Annotated in this window: 15 protein-coding genes; 6 read left to right on the plus strand and 9 right to left on the minus strand. The window is 71.2% G+C overall.

Features of this window, described 5'->3' with window-relative positions:
• Positions 1 to 3 precede the first annotated feature (3 nt).
• The 3 genes from ACFY9I_RS30335 to ACFY9I_RS30345 all read left to right on the plus strand — a co-directional run bounded on the left by ACFY9I_RS30335 (position 4) and on the right by ACFY9I_RS30345 (position 3,624).
• Complete coding sequence (locus tag ACFY9I_RS30335; protein WP_391007343.1) at positions 4 to 1,056, plus strand: asparaginase; 1,053 nt, start codon at positions 4 to 6, stop codon at positions 1,054 to 1,056.
• A gap of 123 nt (positions 1,057 to 1,179) precedes the next feature.
• Positions 1,180 to 2,592, plus strand: coding sequence for an aspartate ammonia-lyase (gene aspA, locus ACFY9I_RS30340; RefSeq protein WP_391007345.1), 1,413 nt, complete (start codon positions 1,180 to 1,182; stop codon positions 2,590 to 2,592).
• A 93-nt stretch (positions 2,593 to 2,685) separates the two neighbouring features.
• Positions 2,686 to 3,624 (plus strand): glutaminase, encoded by a 939-nt coding sequence (locus ACFY9I_RS30345; RefSeq protein ID WP_391007347.1) that lies wholly within the window; start codon positions 2,686 to 2,688, stop codon positions 3,622 to 3,624.
• 161 nt (positions 3,625 to 3,785) lie between these two features.
• Here the strand turns inward: ACFY9I_RS30345 and ACFY9I_RS30350 are convergent, their stop codons facing one another.
• Both ACFY9I_RS30350 and rho read right to left on the minus strand, forming a co-directional pair.
• A complete protein-coding gene (locus tag ACFY9I_RS30350) occupies positions 3,786 to 4,976 on the minus strand; it encodes a serine hydrolase (protein ID WP_391007349.1) in 1,191 nt (396 codons plus the stop codon).
• A 211-nt stretch (positions 4,977 to 5,187) separates the two neighbouring features.
• Entirely contained in the window at positions 5,188 to 6,315 is a 1,128-nt protein-coding gene (gene rho, locus ACFY9I_RS30355) for a transcription termination factor Rho (protein WP_391007350.1), read from the minus strand.
• 382 nt (positions 6,316 to 6,697) lie between these two features.
• On the opposite strand from rho, the gene ACFY9I_RS30360 reads away from it, so the two are divergent.
• Entirely contained in the window at positions 6,698 to 8,584 is a 1,887-nt protein-coding gene (locus ACFY9I_RS30360) for a sulfatase (RefSeq protein ID WP_391007352.1), read from the plus strand.
• Positions 8,585 to 8,635: 51 nt separating this feature from the next.
• On the opposite strand, the gene ACFY9I_RS30365 is transcribed toward ACFY9I_RS30360, so the two are convergent.
• Complete coding sequence (locus tag ACFY9I_RS30365) at positions 8,636 to 10,222, minus strand: alpha-amylase family glycosyl hydrolase (RefSeq protein ID WP_391007354.1); 1,587 nt, start codon at positions 10,220 to 10,222, stop codon at positions 8,636 to 8,638.
• 64 nt (positions 10,223 to 10,286) lie between these two features.
• On the opposite strand from ACFY9I_RS30365, the gene ACFY9I_RS30370 reads away from it, so the two are divergent.
• The gene (locus ACFY9I_RS30370) at positions 10,287 to 11,240 is read left to right on the plus strand and encodes a methyltransferase domain-containing protein (protein ID WP_391007355.1); all 954 of its coding nucleotides are present in this window, start codon (positions 10,287 to 10,289) and stop codon (positions 11,238 to 11,240) included.
• Between the two features lie 212 nt (positions 11,241 to 11,452).
• On the opposite strand, the gene ACFY9I_RS30375 is transcribed toward ACFY9I_RS30370, so the two are convergent.
• The 6 genes from ACFY9I_RS30375 to ACFY9I_RS30400 form a co-directional block, all read right to left on the minus strand.
• Entirely contained in the window at positions 11,453 to 12,607 is a 1,155-nt protein-coding gene (locus ACFY9I_RS30375) for a serine hydrolase (protein WP_391007357.1), read from the minus strand.
• A 154-nt stretch (positions 12,608 to 12,761) separates the two neighbouring features.
• A complete protein-coding gene (locus ACFY9I_RS30380; RefSeq protein ID WP_391007359.1) occupies positions 12,762 to 12,917 on the minus strand; it encodes a hypothetical protein in 156 nt (51 codons plus the stop codon).
• A 14-nt stretch (positions 12,918 to 12,931) separates the two neighbouring features.
• Entirely contained in the window at positions 12,932 to 13,906 is a 975-nt protein-coding gene (locus tag ACFY9I_RS30385; protein ID WP_391007361.1) for an acetylxylan esterase, read from the minus strand.
• A 100-nt stretch (positions 13,907 to 14,006) separates the two neighbouring features.
• Positions 14,007 to 15,605 (minus strand): cation acetate symporter, encoded by a 1,599-nt coding sequence (locus ACFY9I_RS30390; protein WP_391007363.1) that lies wholly within the window; start codon positions 15,603 to 15,605, stop codon positions 14,007 to 14,009.
• Entirely contained in the window at positions 15,599 to 16,063 is a 465-nt protein-coding gene (locus tag ACFY9I_RS30395; RefSeq protein WP_391007364.1) for a DUF485 domain-containing protein, read from the minus strand. Before ACFY9I_RS30395 ends, ACFY9I_RS30390 begins: the two co-directional genes overlap by 7 nt.
• Positions 16,064 to 16,302: 239 nt before the next feature.
• Positions 16,303 to 16,887, minus strand: coding sequence for a hypothetical protein (locus tag ACFY9I_RS30400; protein ID WP_391007366.1), 585 nt, complete (start codon positions 16,885 to 16,887; stop codon positions 16,303 to 16,305).
• Positions 16,888 to 17,299: 412 nt separating this feature from the next.
• On the opposite strand from ACFY9I_RS30400, the gene ACFY9I_RS30405 reads away from it, so the two are divergent.
• Complete coding sequence (locus ACFY9I_RS30405) at positions 17,300 to 18,058, plus strand: GNAT family N-acetyltransferase (protein ID WP_391007368.1); 759 nt, start codon at positions 17,300 to 17,302, stop codon at positions 18,056 to 18,058.
• Positions 18,059 to 18,473: the final 415 nt, after the last annotated feature.

Below are 18,473 nucleotides of genomic sequence, written 5' to 3' on the forward strand. Positions count from 1 at the left end.
GCAGTGACGCACGACCCCACGACCACCGGTGCCGCGGCGATCCCCGCCGCTCCGGTGGCCGCGGCCCCCGTGATCCGGGAGCCGCTCCACGCCCCCGTCGCCCACCTCGTACGCGGAGGTGTCATCGAGGGCATCCACTACGGCTCCGTCGTGGTGCTGGGTGCCGACGGGGAGGTGGAACTCCAACTCGGCGACACCGAGGCGGCGTTCTACCCCCGGTCGGCGCTCAAACCGGTCCAGGCCGTGGCCATGCTGCGCGCCGGACTCCCCTTGGACGGCGCACTGCTGTCGCTGACCGCCGCCAGCCACTCCGGCGAGGAACGCCACCTCGCCGGAGCCCGGCGGATCCTGGAGCTGGCCGGGGCCACCGAGGACGATCTGCGCAACGTCACCGACATGCCGTACGGCCAGACCGTCCGCGACCAGTGGATACACGAGGGACGCCGGCCCTCGCGACTCGCGCAGAACTGCTCCGGCAAGCACGCGGCCATGCTCTACACCTGCAAGCTCAACGGCTGGTCCACCGACGACTACCTGGACCCCGCGCACCCCTTGCAGCAAGCCATCGCCGAGATCGTCGAGGACCTCACCGGGCAGGCCATCGCCCGCGTGACCGTCGACGGCTGCGGTGCCCCCCTCTTCTCCGTCTCCCCGCACGGCCTGGCCCGCGCCCTCGCCCGGATCACCACCGCCGCCGAGGACACCCCCGAGCGCTCGGTCGCCGACGCCATGCGCGACCACGCCGAGATGGCGTCCGGCGCCGGGCGCGACGTGGCCGAGCTGATGCGGGCCGTGCCCGGCCTGCTCACCAAAGACGGCTTCGAGGGCGTCCAGGTGGCCGCGCTCCCGGACGGCCGTGCCGTCGCCGTGAAGATCGCCGACGGAGCCGACCGGGCCCGCGTCCCCGTCACCGCGGCGGCCCTCGCCCGCGCGGGCGTCGACCCGCGCGCCCTCGCCGCCTTCGTGGGCGCCCCGCTGCTCGGCGGCGGCCACGTGGTCGGGCACATCCGCCCGGTCAGGGCGCTCGACCCGCTCACGGACACCACATCCATGTGAACCCCTGACCCGCGCAATCTCGTCTCCTTGGCAGCCGCCCGCCGACGGCACGGCCCCACGAGGGCCGCGCCCGACGAGGGAGGCCCACCCGCACCCGCCTCAAAGAAGAGGACCCGTACCGCCATGACCGCCGCAGTGACCCGCAGCGAACACGATCTGCTCGGGGACCGTGACGTCCCCGCCGACGCGTACTGGGGCGTCCACACCCTGCGCGCCACCGAGAACTTCCCCATCACGGGCACCCCGATCTCCGCCTACCCCCATCTGATAGACGCCCTGGCCGCCGTCAAGGAGGCAGCCGCCCGCGCCAACGAGGAACTCGGCCTGCTCGCTCCCGAGAAGGCCGCCGCCATCATCGAGGCCTGCCGGGAGATCCGCGACGGCAAACTCCACGACCAGTTCGTCGTCGACGTCATCCAGGGCGGCGCCGGCACCTCGACCAACATGAACGCCAACGAGGTCGTCGCCAACCGGGCGCTGGAACTGCTGGGCCACGCCAAGGGCCGGTACGAGCACCTGCACCCCAACGAGGACGTCAACCTCGGTCAGTCCACCAACGACGTCTACCCGACCGCCGTCAAGATCGCGACCGTCTACGCGGTGCGCGAGCTGCTCAAGGCCATGGCGGTGCTCCAGGACTCCTTCGCCCGCAAGGCCGTCGAGTTCCGCGACGTGCTGAAGATGGGACGCACCCAGCTCCAGGACGCCGTCCCCATGACACTGGGCCAGGAGTTCTCGGCGTACGCGGTCATGCTCGACGAGGACCGCAGCCGCCTGGCGGAGGCAGTCGAGCTCGTCCATGAGATCAACCTCGGCGCGACGGCGATCGGGACGGGCCTCAACGCCCCCGCCGGGTACGCCGAGGCCGCCCGTCGCCACCTCGCCGCCATCACCGGGCTGCCGCTGGTCACCGCCGCCAACCTGGTCGAAGCCACCCAGGACTGCGGCGCGTTCGTGCAGATGTCCGGCGTACTGAAGCGCATCGCGGTCAAGCTGTCGAAGAGCTGCAACGACCTGCGGCTGCTCTCCTCCGGACCGCGCGCGGGACTGAACGAGATCAATTTGCCGCCGGTGCAGGCCGGTTCCTCGATCATGCCCGGCAAGGTCAACCCGGTGATCCCCGAGGTCGTCAACCAGGTCGCCTTCGAGGTCATCGGCAACGACGTCACCATCACCATGGCCGCCGAGGCCGGACAGCTCCAGCTCAACGCCTTCGAGCCGATCATCCTGCACTCCCTGTCGGAGTCCCTCACCCATCTGCGCGCCGCCTGTCTCACCCTCGCCGAGCGCTGCGTCGACGGCATCACCGCCAACACCGAGGCACTGCGCGCGACCGTCGAGAACTCCATCGGCCTGGTGACCGCCCTCAACCCGTACATCGGCTACACGGCGGCCACCGACATCGCCAAGGAGGCCCTCGCCACCGGCCGTGGCGTGGCCGAGCTCGTCCAGGAGAAGGGCCTGTTGCCCGCCGAACGGCTCCAGGAGCTGCTGCGGCCCGAGGTGCTCGCGGGCAGCGGAGCGCCTCCGGTTTGAGTCACCCGGAGTCGGTGGCTCCCCGCCCCCATTCCCGCCCCCGGCCACATCCTGACCTGCGACGACGCGTCAGGGGCCGGCATGGAAGGCACAATGGTGATCATGACAACGACGTCGTCCCTCACCTTCCAGCCGGTCCTGGAACGCATCGCCGAGGAGATCGAACGGGCCCCCGACCGGGGCCGGCCCGCCCACTACATCCCGGCGCTCGCGGCTCGCGATCCGCGCCGTTTCGGCATGGCCGTCGCGGAACTCGACGGCACGGTGTACGGAGTGGGCGACTGGCGGGAACCGTTCTCCACACAGTCCATCACCAAGGTCTTCACCCTCGCACTCGACCTGGCCCGGGAGGGCGACACCCTCTGGGAGCACGTCGGCCGCGAACCCTCCGGCAACCCCTTCAACTCCCTGGTCCAACTGGAGTACGAGAACGGCATCCCGCGCAACCCCTTCATCAACGCGGGCGCGCTCGTCGTCACCGACCGCCTCCACACCCGTACCGGCGACGCGGCCGGTGCCCTGCGGTCCTTCCTCCGCTCGGAGAGCGGCAATGCGGACCTGGACTTCGACGAGGAGGTCGCCGCCTCCGAAGCGGCCCACGGCGACCGCAACGCCGCCCTCGCCCACTTCATGGCGTCGTACGGCAACATCGGCAATCCCGTACCGGCCCTCCTCGACCAGTACTTCCGTCAGTGCTCCTTCACCGCCTCCTGCGCCGACCTCGCCCTCGCGACCACCTTCCTGGCCCGCCACGGAGTCCGAGCCGACGGCACCCGCCTCCTGACGCGCAGCCAGGCCAAGCAGGTCAACGCGGTGATGCTCACCTGCGGCACGTACGACGCGGCCGGTGACTTCGCCTACCGCGTCGGCCTGCCGGGCAAGAGCGGCGTGGGCGGCGGCATCATCGCGGTCGTCCCGGGCCGCTGCACCCTGTGCGTATGGGGCCCGGGTCTGGACGAACGGGGCAACTCGGTGGCGGGTGTGGCCGCGCTCGACCGCTTCACGACCCTGACGGGGCTGTCCGTTTTCTGACCTGCTTCGTCACGGTCATGTTCCGGCCCCGGCTCGTCGCACCGAACGAGCCGAGTCGAGCCGAGTCGAGCCGAGCTGAGCCGAGTCGAGCCGGGCCGGGCCGAGCCGGGCCGAGCCGGGCAGGGCTGTCCGGGCGCCGTCGGCGCTCGCGACCCGATCGGTCAGTCGCGGACGAACCGGCCTCCCCTGAGCCGAAGGAACAGCGCCACGGCCGCCGCACCCAACCCGGCCGCGCCCGTGACGGCGCAGGCCTCCGGCCAGCCGAAACCGGTGGCCTCCTCCTTCTCCTCCCGCAGGGGCGGCGCCGACGCGGGGCCGGCCTGAGGCCCGGCCGCCGGGCCCGGCGGTTGCAGCGACCCCACGGGGTCGACGCGCCCGGTGGCCCGGAAACCCCAGTCGAGGAGCGAGCGGGCTTCCTCGTACACGGCGAGGCCGCCACCCCACTGGGGCCGCATCACCGTCACCACGAGGGTGCGCCCGCCTCGTTTCGCGGCGGCGATCAGGGTGTTGCCCGCCTTGCTGGTGTAGCCGTTCTTGACGCCGATCAGCCCCGGATAGCGCTCCACGCCGACGCCGGTGAGCAGCCGGTTGGTGTTCTGGATGCCGTAGGACCAGCCGCCCGCGGGGAACTTCGCGGTGGCCGTCGAGCAGTACTCGGCGAACTCCGCGTTGCGCAGCCCGGCCCGCCCGAAGACCGCCAGGTCGTACGCGGACGACACCTGGCCGGGCGCGTCGTACCCGTCGGGCGAGACGACACGGGTGTCACGGGCGCCCAGGTCGCGGGCCTTGTCCTGCATCTGCTGGGCGGTGGCCCGCCAGCCGCCGTTGAGGGAGGCCAGGACGCGCACGGCGTCGTTGCCAGAGCTGAGGAAGACACCCCGCCACAGGTCGGACACCCGGTACGTCTGGTTCTCCTTGACTCCGACCAGGCTGCTCCCGGCGCCGATGCCCTCCAGTTCCTCGCTCTTCACGGTGTGTCTCAGGCCCGCCGGGAGGCCCGGCAGCACGGTGAGTGCGAACAGGGTCTTCAGGGTGCTGGCGGGCGGCAGTCTGCGGTGCGCGTCGTGCGCGGCGAGCACCTCGCCGGTGCGGGCGTCGGCCACCAGCCACGACACCGCGGACACGCTCCGGGGCACCCGGGGCGCCCCCTCCCGTGGCCGCACCTGTGTCCCCGACCGGTACAGCGGCGCCGACTTCTGCGTGGCCTTGCCGTCGTGCCCGCCCGCCTCGTCCGGGTGACGGGAGTCGTCCGGGGTCACCGCGAGGGCCAGGGAGCCGAGCACACAGACGGCGGCGCAGCCGACGGCGACGCGAGAGACTCGGGTGGCGCCGGAGGAGAATCCGATGGTCATACCGCAAACCTAGGAACGGTCGCGCGCAGGGCCTGGATGCCAGGGCCGAGCGAGGGGACCGAGCACCCAGATGCCGCACCGTACGTGTGATGAAAGGCAAGGGGCGCAGCCCCGCCTTTCAGGGGCGCGGGGAACTGCGCGAGCAAGGACGAACCACCCGCACCGCCGACGCACCCGAACCCGCACCGCCGACGCACCCGGACCCCGAGCTCTATCGCGACAACCGACCCACGAACGCCGCGTTGTTCGGGGTGGCCCGCATCCGCTCCAGCAGCACCTCCAGACCCGCCTGCCCCTCGCGGGACCGCAGAGCACGCCGCAGCCCCCGTATGGCAGTCAACTCGCCGGACGCCAGGAGCAGTTCCTCACGGCGCGTCCCCGACGGGGTGACGTCGACGGCGGGGAAGACACGCCGGTCGGCGAGCGCACGGTCCAGGCGGAGCTCCATGTTGCCGGTGCCTTTCAGCTCCTCGAAGAAGAAGTCGTCGGCACGGGAACCGGTCTCCACCAGGGCCGTTGCCAGGATCGTGAGGGAGCCGGCCTCCTCGGTCAGCCGGGCGGCGCCGAAGAGCCGCTTGGGGCCGTGCAGCGCGGCGGCGTCGACACCGCCGCTGAGCGTACGGCCACCGGCGGCGGCCGCGTTGTTGTGGGCGCGGCACAACCGGGTCAGGGAGTCCAGCAGGATCACGACCTCCTCGCCCTGTTCGACGAGCCGCTTGGCCCGCTCCACCACGAGTTCGGCGAGCGCGATGTGGTGTTTGGGTGACTGGTCGAACGTCGAGGCGTACACCTCGCCCCGCACGGAGCGCCGCATGTCGGTCACCTCCTCGGGCCGCTCGTCGACCAGCACCACCATCAGGCGGGCGTCGGGGTGGTTGGCGGCGACCGCGGCGGCCACCTGCTGGAGCAGCACCGTCTTGCCGGTTTTGGGCGGGGCCACGATCAGTCCGCGCTGCCCCTTGCCGACGGGCGCCACGAGGTCGATCAGACGGCCCGTCAGACCGCTCGCCGGGTGTTCGAGCCCCAGCCGCTCGCGCGGGTGCAGCGGGGTGAGGTCGTGGAAGTGCGGGCGGCCGCGCAGGTCGTCGGGCGTACGGCCGTTGATCAGCTCGACCTCGGTGAGGCCCCTCCGGCCGTCGCGCAGGCCTTCGACGGTGTCACCCTTGCGCAGTCCGTACCGGCGGATCAGCGCGGCCGGGACCTGGGGGTCTGAGGGGGTGGGCAGACCGCGTTCGACGCGCAGGTGTCCCTGCCCGCCCTGAGCGATCTCCAGGATGCCGGTGATCCGGGCCGGAGACTGTCGATCGGTGGATGTGCGTTCGAGTGTGGTGGTGGTCATGAGTGGAAGGTCCCTTCGAGGACGGAGGACATCAGGAGAAGCGCATGAGGAAGGGGAAGGGGAAGGCGCACACCCGGGGCGCGGCGAAGCCGGGTCGGCCGCACGGAAGAGGCGGGCCGAGAAGTGTCGCGGGTGGTGCGGGAAAGCCGATGGCCGGTCGGGAATCGACGAGCGGTTCGGCGAAGGGATCTGACGATCCGGGAGAACGGCACCGGCGCCCGAGAGGGCGATACACACGTGCCGAGGCCACCTTAGCACTATCGGCGGCCGACCGTCGGGAGGTTCCTTACCGACGGCTTACCCGTGGCCTTTGAACCGATCTCGCGGACCCCTCGTACACAAGGGGGCACCGCCAGCGGTCTTCGCACGGAAGGAACGTCGCGTGTCGCTCTCCACGCGCTCCAGCCACCTGTCCGACACGGATGACACGGACGAGACGAACGACACGGACGAGACCGTCGGGTCGTCGACGGACGAGACGGCAGAGACCGTTGAGTCGTCGACGGACGAGACGGCAGAGGCCGTTGAGTCGTCGACGGACGAGTCCGGTGAGCGCGTCGGCCGCTGGACGAGACTCCGGGGGTACCCGCAGGCGTTCCGGCACAAGCACCCCGTCGCGGCGCGGAGCGTGTCGTGGGGCGTCACGGCCCTGGCCGCCGCCCTCGTGTTCTTCGCGCTGCTCATGCCGGGCAAGGTGGAATACTTCCAGGCGCGGCAGTTCCTGCGGATACCCGTGGAGCCGATCCTCGGCGCCGCGCTGCTGATGGTGCTGCCGCGTCGGCCGAGGCTCGTCTCGGCCGTGGTGATCGGGGTGGGGCTCGCCGCGTTGGTCGTCGTGAAGCTGCTGGACATCGGCTTCAACCAGTTCCTCGGCCGCGGCTTCAACGTGGTCCTCGACTGGGGGCTGCTCGACGACGCCGAGTCGTACGTCCAGGACACGCTCGGCTCCACGGGCGCGCTGGTTGCCCTGATCGGCCTGGTGGCGCTCGTGCTGCTGCTGTTCGTCGTCATGGCGCTGGCGGTGGTGCGCCTTGTGAACCTTCTGGCCCACCACCGGGACCGGGCGACCAAGGGCACGATCGTCGCCGGAACCGTCTGGATCACCTGCGCGGCGCTCGGCCTGACGACCGTCGAGGACACCGCGCTCGCCTCCAGGAACACCATCGGCTTCGTGCAGGACCGCTGGGGCCGGGTGCAGGAGACCCTCCGGGACGAGGCCGCGTTCGCCAAGGAGGCCAAGCAGGACGAGTTCGCGGATGTGCCGGCCGACCGGCTGCTGACCGGACTGCGCGGGAAGGACGTCATGATCACCTTCATCGAGAGCTACGGCCGCGCCGCGCTGGAGGACCCGGCCGTCGCGCCCGGCGTGAACGCGGCCCTCGACGAGGAGGGCGAGGCGCTGACCAAGGCCGGGTTCGCGGCGAAGAGCGGCTGGCTGACCTCCGCGACATACGGCGGCAGCAGTTGGCTCGGCCACTCCACGTTCCTGACCGGTCTGTGGATCGACAACCAGAACCGCTACCGCACGGTCACCGCCGGTGAACGTCTCACCCTGCCAGGCGCCTTCGCCAAGACCGGCGCCTGGCGGACGGTCGGGGTCGTGCCCGGCGTCCAGTACAACTGGCCGGAGGGCGACTTCTACGGCTTCGACAAGGTCTACGACTCCCGCGATGTCGGCTACCGCGGGCCGAAGTTCAGCTGGTCGACCATGCCCGACCAGTACGCCCTCTCCGCGTTCGAGCGTCTGGAGGCCGCGAGGAAGGGCGACAAGCCACTGATGTCGGAGATCATCCTGACCTCCAGTCACCAGCCGTGGGCGCCGCTGCCGGAGATGGTCGACTGGGACGAGGTCGGCGACGGTTCGATCTATGAGGGCATCGAAAAGGCGGGCAAGGACCCGGCGGACGTCTTCACCGACCCCGTCAAGGTCAAGGAGGAGTACGGCAAGTCGGTCCAGTACTCGCTGCACAGCCTCCTGCGGTACGTGGAGAAGTACGGCGACGAGAACACGGTGCTGGTCTTCCTCGGCGACCACCAGCCCATGGCCAGCGTCAGCGGCAACGGCGCCGGCCACGACGTACCGGTCACCCTCGTCGCACGCGACCCCGAGGTCCTCGACAGGATCGACGACTGGGGCTGGTCCGACGGGCTGCGCCCCGGCGACGACGCTCCCGTATGGCGGATGGACTCCTTCCGGGACCGCTTCCTGACCGCCTACGGCGACGAGCCGAAGGTGGCGGAGCCGAAGGTGGCGGAGCCGAAGCGGTGAGGGAGCCGGGGCTCACCGCCCCGGCTTCTCGCGTTCCCTCCCCGTCGGCTGTCAGCCGAGCGCGAAGATTCCGTACGCGAAGCCCCGCGCGGTGATCGTCCCGTTGGCGAACTCCACGCCCCGGGTCTCCAGGGCGCTGCGAACGTTCGCGTGCGTGGTGGGGCAACTCGCCTCATGACGCTGCGGGTTGACGACCACCAGATAGCGCCCGCCCCGCACGTACACGAACGGATATCCCATGTGCAGCACCTCCACCGAGCCGCTGGAACCCAGCTCCGGTGTCCGCCGGCGCAGGGCGATCAGGCGGTGGACGAGGTGGAGGAGCGAGGTCTCGTCGGCGCGCTGGGCGGCGACGGTCGGGCGGTCCGGGGAGGGGTCGAGGGGGAGGTAGAGGCGATCGGCGGGGGCCGTGGAGAACCCGGCGTTCGGGGTGTCGTCCCACTGCATGGGGGTGCGGGAGCCCGCGCGGTTGTAGCGGGGGCCGAGGACGCTGCCCTCCTTGTCGGGCAGGCCCGTGACGTACCGCATGCCGATCTCGTCGCCGTAGTAGATCGCCGGGAGCGTCGGCCAGGTGAGCTGGAAGGCGAAGGCCGCGGGGAGCTGTTCGGCCGTGCGGGGGCCGCAGTTGAGGCGGGAGAAGTCGTGGTTGGCGGTGGGCAGGGCGATGAAGCCCGTGCCGTCGACGACCGTGCGAGCCTGTCGCCAGGCCTCGACGAACGGGCCCGGTGAGCCCCCGCCGTTCGCGTCGAAGAAGCAGTCGAGGGGGTCCCAGTCCTCGTGCACCGTGCCTTCGCTGTTGTTCCACAGCGAGCGCAGGGCGAGGCCGTCGGTGGGGCCGCCGAAGTGGAGGAAGAAGTCGGCGTGGAACCCGGCCGGGATCGACACCTCGGGCTCGCCCCACTCGGCGAGCAGCACGGCGTCCGGGTGGGCGGAGTCCAGCCAGCGCCGCAGTTCGGTCCACACACGCGCCGTCTCGATCCGGCCAGGGTCGTCCTTGACGAGTGAGGCGGCCATGTCGACACGGAAACCGGAGAGACCGAGGCCCAGCCAGTGGTCCATGATCGTGCGCAGGGCGTGTCGGTTGGCGCGGGGGCCCTCGGCGCCGACCGGCAGCCGCCAGGGCTCGGCCGGATTCCCCCGCGCGTAGCCGAAGTTCAGGGCCGGCTGGGAGTCGAAGAAGTTCGGGAGGTAGGCGCCGGGGCGGGTGCCGGGGGAGGGGACGAAGCCGTCGGGCCGGCCCTCCGTCGTCCAGATGTAACGGTGGTCCTCCGGGTCGTTCGCGGAGGCCCGGAACCACGGGTGGTCGACGGACGTGTGGCCGGCGACGAGGTCCAGCAGGACCCGGATGCCGCGGCGGCCCGCCTCGTCGACGAGCGCGGCCAGGTCGTCGTTCGATCCGTAGCGCGGGGCGACGTTCAGATAGTCGGCGACGTCGTACCCGGCGTCGCGGAACGGTGAGACGAAGCAGGGGTTCAGCCAGACGGTGTCGACACCCAGCCAGGACAGGTGGTCGAGGTGGTCGATGATGCCCGCGAAGTCGCCGATGCCGTCCCGGTCGGAGTCGGCGAAGGACTGCGGGTAGATCTGGTAGAAGACGGCGTCGGCCAGCCAGGTCGGGGCAGGACGGAACGAAGTCATGTCCTGGACGATAGGCGAGGGCATACGACGACCGCTGCCCCGAGCCAAGGCCTAAGCTGAGGTGATGTTCACCCCGCAAGGCCCCAGCCTCCGCGAACTCGCCGTACAGGCTCTCTCCTCCGTCGAACGCGGCTACGACCTTCTCGCGCCCAAGTTCGACCACACCCCGTTCCGTACCCCGGACTCCGTCCTGGAGGCGGTCGAGGCGGCCCTGTCGTCGATGGGCCCGTTCGAGCACGGCCTCGACCTCTGCTGCGGCACCGGGGCCGGGATGGAGGTGCTGCGCCAGGTGTGCCGGGAGAGCGTGACCGGCATCGACATCAGCGCGGGGATGCTGGCGGTGGGGCGGGAACAGCTGGGCTCCGGCGCCTCTGGCCCCACCGGTCCGCGGGGGGCCGACTTCGACTCCCACGGCGTGGTGTCGTCCGGCTCCGACTCCGGGGCTGCGGGGTCGTCGGGCGCCGACGTCGAGGGCGCGGGCTCGTCGGGCGACCTGTCCGGGGCTGCGGGTCCGTCGGGTGCCGACGTCGAGGGCGAGGGTTCGCCCGCCCGGACCTTCAAGGGCGAGGGTTCGACCGCCCGGACCTCGGACGGCCCCCGCGTCTCCTGGGTGCGCGGCGACGCCCGCGCCCTCCCCTTCGCCCCCGTCTTCGACCTGGCCGTGAGTTTCGGCGCCTTCGGGCACTTCCTGCCGGACGAACTGCCGGGACTGTTCGCCCAGGTCCACTCCGCGCTCCGGCCGGGCGGCCGCTTCGCCTTCCCCCTGCCGGCGCCCGCCCCGCCGAACTCCCCCTGGTACTGGGCCGTTCTCGGCTTCGACGCGGCGATGCGGGTGCGCAACGCCGTCTGGCGGCCCCCGTTCGTCATGTACTACCGGCCGTTCCGGCTCGGCGTCGTACACCGTGACCTGGAGCGGGCCGGCTTCGAGGTGGAGCTCTTCGCCCTGCCCGAGTTCGGCCGACGGCCCGACGGCAGCCCGCGCTGCCGGATGGTGGTGGCGACCCGCAAGGGTGGCTGATCCGGACGTCCGCCGGATCCGTGGTGCTCACCCACCCGGCGGCGCGGAACGCAGGTCGACGTCGCCGCCGACTCGCTCCCGGAGAAGTCGCGCCGCGACGCGATTTCCGGCGCCCGGCGCAGGGTCTCCCCGGCGCACCGGACGCCGCCTGTGTGACTCGAGCCGCCGACAGGCCTCGGCCCGTCAGCTCCTCCCCGGCCCGGACCGGTGTGTCACAACACGCTGTACAGCGCTTCTACCAGCGCCATCTTGCGCGGGTCGTCGGCGATGTGGGGGCCCATGCGGTTCATGACGTAGCCGAGGGAGACACCGGCCTCCGGGTCGGCGAGACCGCAGGAGCCGCCGTAGCCGTCGTGGCCGAAAGCCCTCGGGTTCGGTCCGTACGAGCCGTACGGGCCGCTCAGCCACAGCCCGAGCCCGATCTCCGTGTCCCGGCCCAAGCCGGCGCCCAGCACCAGGTCGCGGCAGGCGCCCTGACTCTCACGGACCCGCTCGGCCGCCTCCCGCGACAGCACCCGCTGCCCGTCCCAGACGCCGCGCCCCGCGAGGATCCCGTACAGCGCGGCGACCGCCCGGGCGGTGCCGTGGCCGTTGGCCGCCGGGACCTCGGCGGCCCGCCACGCGGGGCTGTTGGCCTCGTCCGCGCCGACCAGCGGGTTGGCGAGGGCGGCCAACGCGGTGGGCGTCAGCTGGGCGAAGACAGCGGCCTGTTCGCTGGTGGCCGCGGTCGGCGGATGCACCAGCTCGGCCGCCCGCCCCGCCTCCCCGTCCGGCAGCCCGATCGTGAAGTCGATACCCAGCGGCCCCGTGACCTCCCGCTCCAGGAAGGCGCCCGGCAGCAGCCCCGAGACCCGCCGAACCACTTCGCCGACGAGGAAGCCGAACGTCATGGCGTGGTACCCGGACCGCGTGCCCGGCTCCCACCAGGGCTCCTGCGCCGCGAGCCGCTTGACCGTGAGCTCCCAGTCGCAGAGCTGCGCGAAGGAGTGCGGATCACGCGGACCGGCGAGCCCCGACCGGTGCGACAGCAGATGCCGTACGAGCACAGCCTCCTTGCCGGCCGCCGCGAACTCCGGCCAGTACCGGGCCACCGGGGCGTCCAGGTCGAGCAGTCCCCGGTCGGCGAGGATGTGCGCGCACAGCGCGGTCGGTGCCTTCGACGTCGACCACACGTTGACCACGGTGTCCCGCTCCCAGGGGCGGGTCCGTGCCGCGTCGGCCCAGCCGCCCCACAGGTCCACCACGATCTCCCCGTGCAGCGTCACGGTGACCGCCGCCCCCAGGTCGTCGCGCTCGCGGAAGTTCTCCTCGAACACGCTCCGCACGGCCTCGAACCGCGCCTCACAGTGACCCCGCACCTCAGCCATGCGCCCTCCGTCGTCCACCGCCAGCCCCTCGGGCGAGAACCGCCTGGTGCGATCAACATACCGACTGGTCGGACAGTGGGGAACCCGTGCGGCGGGACCGTCCGGGCACCGCCCCACGAGCGGGCTCGTCCCGTGGCCTGATCCGGCGGCTTGTCTACAGGAGGAACAACGGCCGGGCGGGCTCCCGGTGGAGCGGGATCACGTGCCAGTAGTCCCGGGTCTGCACGGCCAGGCCGACCGAGTCGAACCGTACGGCCCACGCCCACTGCCACGCCCCCACGAAGCGCTGGGCGGCCGCGACCGTGTTCATCCTCTCCGGCCCCGTCAGAACCGCGCGGCCAGCCAGCGCAGCCTGACCTCCTCCTGGAAGGGGCCGCCGCCCTCGTGGTCGTTGAAGTCGTAGACCTCGATGTGCTTGTCGGGCTCGGCCCAGGCATTGAAGGCGGCGAAGACCGTGGACGGCGGGCAGGTCTGGTCCTCCAGTGCCACCGAGAACAGGGCGGCGGCCCGGCCGCGCGTGGCGAAGTGCACGGCGTCGAAGTAGGCGAGGGTGCGCCCGACCTGCTCGGTGCGGCCGCGATGCGTCCTGAGGTACTTGCCGATCTCGCGGTACGGATCGCAGTCCGTGATCGTCGTGGAGCGCGGAAAGTCGCACAGGAACGGAACGTCGGGCGCGACCGCCACCAGGTCGGGGACGAGCCCGCCGACCGCGATGGAGATGCCGCCGCCCTGGCTACCGCCGATGACCGCCGTGCGCGAGGCGTCGGTCCGGGGGTGCGAGCGGGCGGCCTCCACGGCGCGCACTGCGTCGGTGTACACCCGGCGGTAGTAGTAGTTCTCGGGGGCGTCGATGCCCCGGGTCATGAAGCCGGGGAAGGCAGGCGCGCCGCCCACCGGGTCGGGGGTGTCGCCGCCACCACCCCAGGCACTGGCGCTGCCCTGGCCCCGGGTGTCCATGACAAAGTGCGCGTAGCCCGCCGAGGCCCAGAGCAGATGGGTGTGGGGCAGGCCACGTCCCGCGCCGTAGCCGATGAACTCCACGACGGTGGGCAGTGGTTCACTCGCACCGGCCGGCAGGACCAGCCAGCCCTTGATGGGGTGCCCGCCGAACCCGGAGTAGGTGACGTCGTACACATCGACCGTCTTCAGATGGGTCTCGACCGGCTCGAAACGGGCGTCGAGGTCGTGCTCGCGGGCTTCCTGGAGCGTCTTCGCCCAGAAGGCGTCGAAGTCCCCGGGCTCAGTCGAAGCGCTTCGATAACCACGAAGCTCGTCCAACGGCAGGTCGAACAGGGCCATGAAGACCACCTTTTTGAGTTCTGATTGCGGATGATCACACGGTACGCGGGAGATCGCGGGCCCGCCAAGGGTCTTCCGGGCCCGCGACGCCCTCACCGGCTCACCTCTGGTCGGCTCCGATCAGGGCCCGGACCTCGAAGTCCTCGTACACGGTCTCCGCCTGCTTCGGGCCCAGTCGGGAGCCGAGCCACCCCAGCAGGAAGCCCGCCGGGATCGAGACGATGCCCGGGTTCTGCAACGGGAACCACGCGAAGTCGACGTTCGGATAGACCGAGTCGGGGGCGGAGGAGACGACCGGAGAGAACAGCACGAGCAGAACCGACGACATCAGACCGCCGTACAGGCTGAGCAGGGCGCCACGGGCGGTGAAGCCGCGCCAGAACAGGCTGTAGACGATGGTCGGCAGGATGGCGGAGGCGGCGATCGCGAAGGCGAGGAACGCCAGGGTCGCCGTGTTGGTGCCCCAGGCCAGCAGGGCGAACATCACGCCGAGGACGCCCATGGCCACCGCGGCGACGCGGGCGACGCCCAGTTCCTCGGTTTCCTTCGCCTTGCCCTTGCGGATGACCTCACCGTAGAGGTCGTGGGCGACGGACGAGGCGGCGGCGAGCGTCAGCCCGGCCGCGACCGCGAGCAGCGTGACGAAGGCCAGGGCCGAGACGATCGCCGTGAGGACCTCTCCGCCCAGCTCGTGGGCGAGCAGCAGCACGGCCGCGTCGCCCTTGTGGTCGATGTCGGAGATGGTGTCCCGGCCCACGATCGCGGTGGCACCGAGGCCCAGCACGCCGGCCATCAGGCACACGAACCCGACCAGACCCACGGCCCACACCACCGAGGCCCGCAGCACCCTGGTCCTGCGGGGCGCGAGCAGCCGCATCATCACATGGGGGAGGGCGGCGAGCCCCAGCACGATGGCCAGTTGCAGGCTGAAGAAGTCGATCTTGCTGATGGGGCCCGCTCCGTAGCGGAGCCCCGGTTCGAGGTACGTGGCGCCCAGCCCGCTGCCCGCCGTCGCGGAGGCCAGCAGTCGGTCGATGTTCCAGTCGAAGCGGTTCAACACCAGCACGGCGACGATCGAGACACCGGCCACGAGCATCACGGCCTTGACCACCTGGATGAACGTGGCGCCGGGCATACCGCCGATGGCCGCGTAGATCGTCACGATCGTGCCGATGATGATCACGACCATGGTCCGTGTGGTGGGGCCGGGTTCGCCGACGAACTGGGTCATCAGGGCGATGCTGCCGACCAGTTGGGCCACCAGGTACAGGGTGCACACGGTGAGGGTGCAGAGGGCCAGTGCCAGCCGGACGGGCCGTTGCTGCAGCGGGAGCCGCCGGGCCAGGGCGTCACCGAGCGTGAACCTGCCCGAGTTGCGTAGCGGTTCGGCGATGAGCAGCAGCACCATCATCCAGGCGACGACCGTGCCGCCGAGGTAGAGCAGACCGTCGTACCCGGTCAGGGCGACAAGACCGGTGCTGCCGAGCAGCGTCGCGGCCGAGAGGTAGTCGCCGCACATCGCCAGGCCGTTGCGCAGCGGCGACATGTCACGGTTGCCGAGGTAGAACTCGCTGATCTCGTCACGCTGCGGAGCCGTCAGCAACGCCGTGAACAGGGTGATCACGACGACGGACAGGAACAGTACGAAGGTCAGCCGCAGGCTGAACGCGTCGGCCACACTCGCGGAGAAGGTCACCATGTGCGGAACCGCCGTCCGGCCGGGACGCGACGCTGCTCGGCCTCACGGTCCTCGAGCTGGGTGCGGAGCCGCCGGGCGACCGGGTCGAAGTTCTTGCGCATGTGCCGTACGTACAGGCAGGCGGTCACACCCATGACGGCGAACTGGGCCAGGCCGAGGGTCAGGCCCACCGTCAGATGGCCGATCAACCGCTGATTCATTACTCCTGGTACGAAACTCGACAGTAGGACGTACGCCAGGAATCCACCGACGGACAATGCGGTCGCCCATGCCCCGAATCTGCGATATGCGGCGCTTATTGAACGAAATTCAGGATGTGCGTGCACGGGCTGTCGGTTTGTCCGCGCGTGGGTCGCATCGGATGCGGATGCGGGAGAGAAGGAATACGGATCACCTCCCTGGTTGCGTCGGGGAGGAAACGGGACGGAACTGTCGTACCGTGCCGTGTAGTTGGACACAATGCACCCTCTTCGCTGCCTTATGCCTCGCAGTCGACTCTGTCCGGTCGCGGTGGCTGCCCAGGGAAATTCGACAATCGCGGGAGTCGAGTCACTGTGCGGAACTGTGGGGAGGAAGCGGAGTATGGCATCTGGGCTATTGAAGTATCAACTGCGTTGGGTGCATGGATTTTGTGGATGTTTCGCGGGTGGCCGAAATGCGGTGAGCAGCTATTAGCTGAGCAATGTTCTGGTCTCGCTCATGCCCGGCGGTGTCTCCACTCGGGTCCCGTCCGCGCCCACTCCCGCTCCCATTCGGCCAGCCGGTGACGGGTGGCGACCCGGCGGACGGCGAAGTGCCCGAGCAGGACGACGGCGACGACACCGCCCGTGGTCCAGGTCCCCATGGCGAGCGCGTGCTGCCAGACGGCCGTGTCGGTCGGCGGCGCCGGGACGCTGCGGCCCGCGGAGTCCAGCCACACATCGGCGCGGTCGCCTCGCTCGGTGCCCGCCTGCACCCGGGCCTCACCGGTGCGTGAGCCGCCGTCGGGCTCGGTCCAGCGGGCCTGCACCCAGTACTGGGGCTGCTTGTCGCCGTGTGCGGTGGGCGCCGCGTCCGGGGCGTCCTCGACGACCACGGCGCTGACCAGGTCGAGCGCGGCCCGCTCGGCCACGGCGTGCGCCCGCGCGTCCCCATGCGCCCACCAGCCCACCGCGACCCCGGCGGCCGGGGCGCCGAGGACGAGGAGGAACAGGACGAGCAGCACCGTCCACGCCTCGACGACGTCCGAGCGTCGGCGCAGCGGGTTACGGCGCCAACGCCATCCGAACACCTGGCCTCGCATTTCGCCCTCCCTCACCGGTGCGGCCCTCATGTACGAGAACCCCGGTTAGGACCGGTCCGCACTTCCGGTGTACCCGAAAGAGGGCGAGATGGCATGGTTTGCGCAGGAGATAACGGACGTGCGGACGGCAGGCGCGCGAAGCCGGGGCCGCAGAGTCGGACCGAACCGCTCGGGCGCATGGGATCCAACGTGACGGCGGTGGCTCTTGCGTCATACAACCGTACGTGTCCGGGGGCGGTGATTCGGCCGTGGAGCGAGCGGTGGTGATTGCGCCCGTATGAACTCACCCGAGTCCTGGGAATAGAGATCCCGCGATCTTCCTTGCCAGTAACAGTCGATGCCGGTCGATGCCGGTCGATGCCGGTCGGGGACGGTCGCCCGGTGACGGGTGACCGGTGGCCAAGGAGGAGAAGTGGGAGAGCGCACGTCCGAGTACGCGAGGGGGAGCGAGGGGGCGGACACCGTGCCGCACGTCCTCGACAACCCCGCCCTCGCCTCGCTCACCGGCCCGCACGCGCACTTCGCCGAGCGACGCGGCCGGGTGCTGCGCTACCCCCTTGACGTGTCGCCGTGGCTGGCCCTGCCCGACGAGCCCGACGCGGACGACTGGGCCGACCTGGCGGCGTTGGCCGGTCCCGGTGCAGAGGTGCCGATCCCCGCCTACAGCGGGGGTTTCCCGGCCGGCTGGGAGGTGACCTTCGACCTCGCCGGTGTGCAGCTCGTGGACGACTCGGTCGCCGCCGCCCCTGACGACGAGGCCGTACGGTTGGGCCCCGCCGACGTGCCCGAGATCCTCGACCTGGTCGCACGCACTCAGCCCGGCCCCTTCCTGCCCCGGACCGTCGAACTCGGCACCTACCTCGGCATCCGCCGGGGCGGCGCCCTCGTCGCGATGGCGGGTGAGCGGCTGCACCCGCCCGGCTGGACCGAGATCAGCGGGGTCTGCACCGCCCCGGCCTTCCGAGGCACAGGCCTCGCCACCCGGCTCGTCCACGCCGTCGCCCACGGTATCCGCGAACGCGGCGAGACCCCGTTCCTGCACGCCGCCGCGACCAACACGAGCGCCGTCCGCCTGTACGAGAGTCTCGGCTTTCGCCTGCGCCGCACCACTCGCTTCATGGCGGCCCGAGTGCCCGCCGTGGCGGCGGGGGAGGGAAGGGTGCGCGTATAGCGAGCGGGCGGGCTGGTGAGCCGGGCGCTCGTCAACCTGCGTGACTGCCGAGCCGGGTTCTCCAACCGCGTACACCCCTTGGTGGTTGGCCGTTGAGACTTGTGGGGAGCCCGGGCCGGTCGGTCGGGGCCGTGCGGTGATACCTGGCCGGTCGGTCGGGACCGTGCGGGGAGGCCGGACCGGTGTGACGGGGCCGTGTGGGGAGGCCGGGCAAGATCATCGGGCCGCCGGGGACGCCACGGAGGGGAGGGCTGTCGGGGCCCCGAGCAGGGCGCGGGGCCCCGACAGCGGGGCCCCGAGCAGGGCGCGGGGCTGGGCCCGGGCCAGGTCCTTGGGGCCGCGTGGCCACCACCGGGCCCGTTCGACGCACGGGCCGGTGTGCCAGGCCTCGGAACACGCTTCGGCAGCCGCCCTC

The organism is Streptomyces sp. NPDC012510 (assembly GCF_042955065.1).
In the GTDB taxonomy this organism is placed as follows: Bacteria; Actinomycetota; Actinomycetes; order Streptomycetales; family Streptomycetaceae; genus Streptomyces.

What these genes read in the sequence shown, in the direction of transcription:
- aspA (WP_391007345.1), top strand. Translation starts at nt 1,180, where the DNA reads ATGACCGCCGCAGTGACCCGCAGCGAACACGATCTGCTCGGGGACCGT.
- ACFY9I_RS30345 (WP_391007347.1), top strand. Translation starts at nt 2,686, where the DNA reads ATGGTGATCATGACAACGACGTCGTCCCTCACCTTCCAGCCGGTCCTG.
- ACFY9I_RS30350 (WP_391007349.1), bottom strand. Translation starts at nt 4,976, where the DNA reads ATGACCATCGGATTCTCCTCCGGCGCCACCCGAGTCTCTCGCGTCGCC.
- rho (WP_391007350.1), bottom strand. Translation starts at nt 6,315, where the DNA reads ATGACCACCACCACACTCGAACGCACATCCACCGATCGACAGTCTCCG.
- ACFY9I_RS30365 (WP_391007354.1), bottom strand. Translation starts at nt 10,222, where the DNA reads ATGACTTCGTTCCGTCCTGCCCCGACCTGGCTGGCCGACGCCGTCTTC.
- ACFY9I_RS30370 (WP_391007355.1), top strand. Translation starts at nt 10,287, where the DNA reads ATGTTCACCCCGCAAGGCCCCAGCCTCCGCGAACTCGCCGTACAGGCT.
- ACFY9I_RS30375 (WP_391007357.1), bottom strand. Translation starts at nt 12,607, where the DNA reads ATGGCTGAGGTGCGGGGTCACTGTGAGGCGCGGTTCGAGGCCGTGCGG.
- ACFY9I_RS30380 (WP_391007359.1), bottom strand. Translation starts at nt 12,917, where the DNA reads ATGAACACGGTCGCGGCCGCCCAGCGCTTCGTGGGGGCGTGGCAGTGG.
- ACFY9I_RS30385 (WP_391007361.1), bottom strand. Translation starts at nt 13,906, where the DNA reads ATGGCCCTGTTCGACCTGCCGTTGGACGAGCTTCGTGGTTATCGAAGC.
- ACFY9I_RS30390 (WP_391007363.1), bottom strand. Translation starts at nt 15,605, where the DNA reads ATGGTGACCTTCTCCGCGAGTGTGGCCGACGCGTTCAGCCTGCGGCTG.
- ACFY9I_RS30400 (WP_391007366.1), bottom strand. Translation starts at nt 16,887, where the DNA reads ATGCGAGGCCAGGTGTTCGGATGGCGTTGGCGCCGTAACCCGCTGCGC.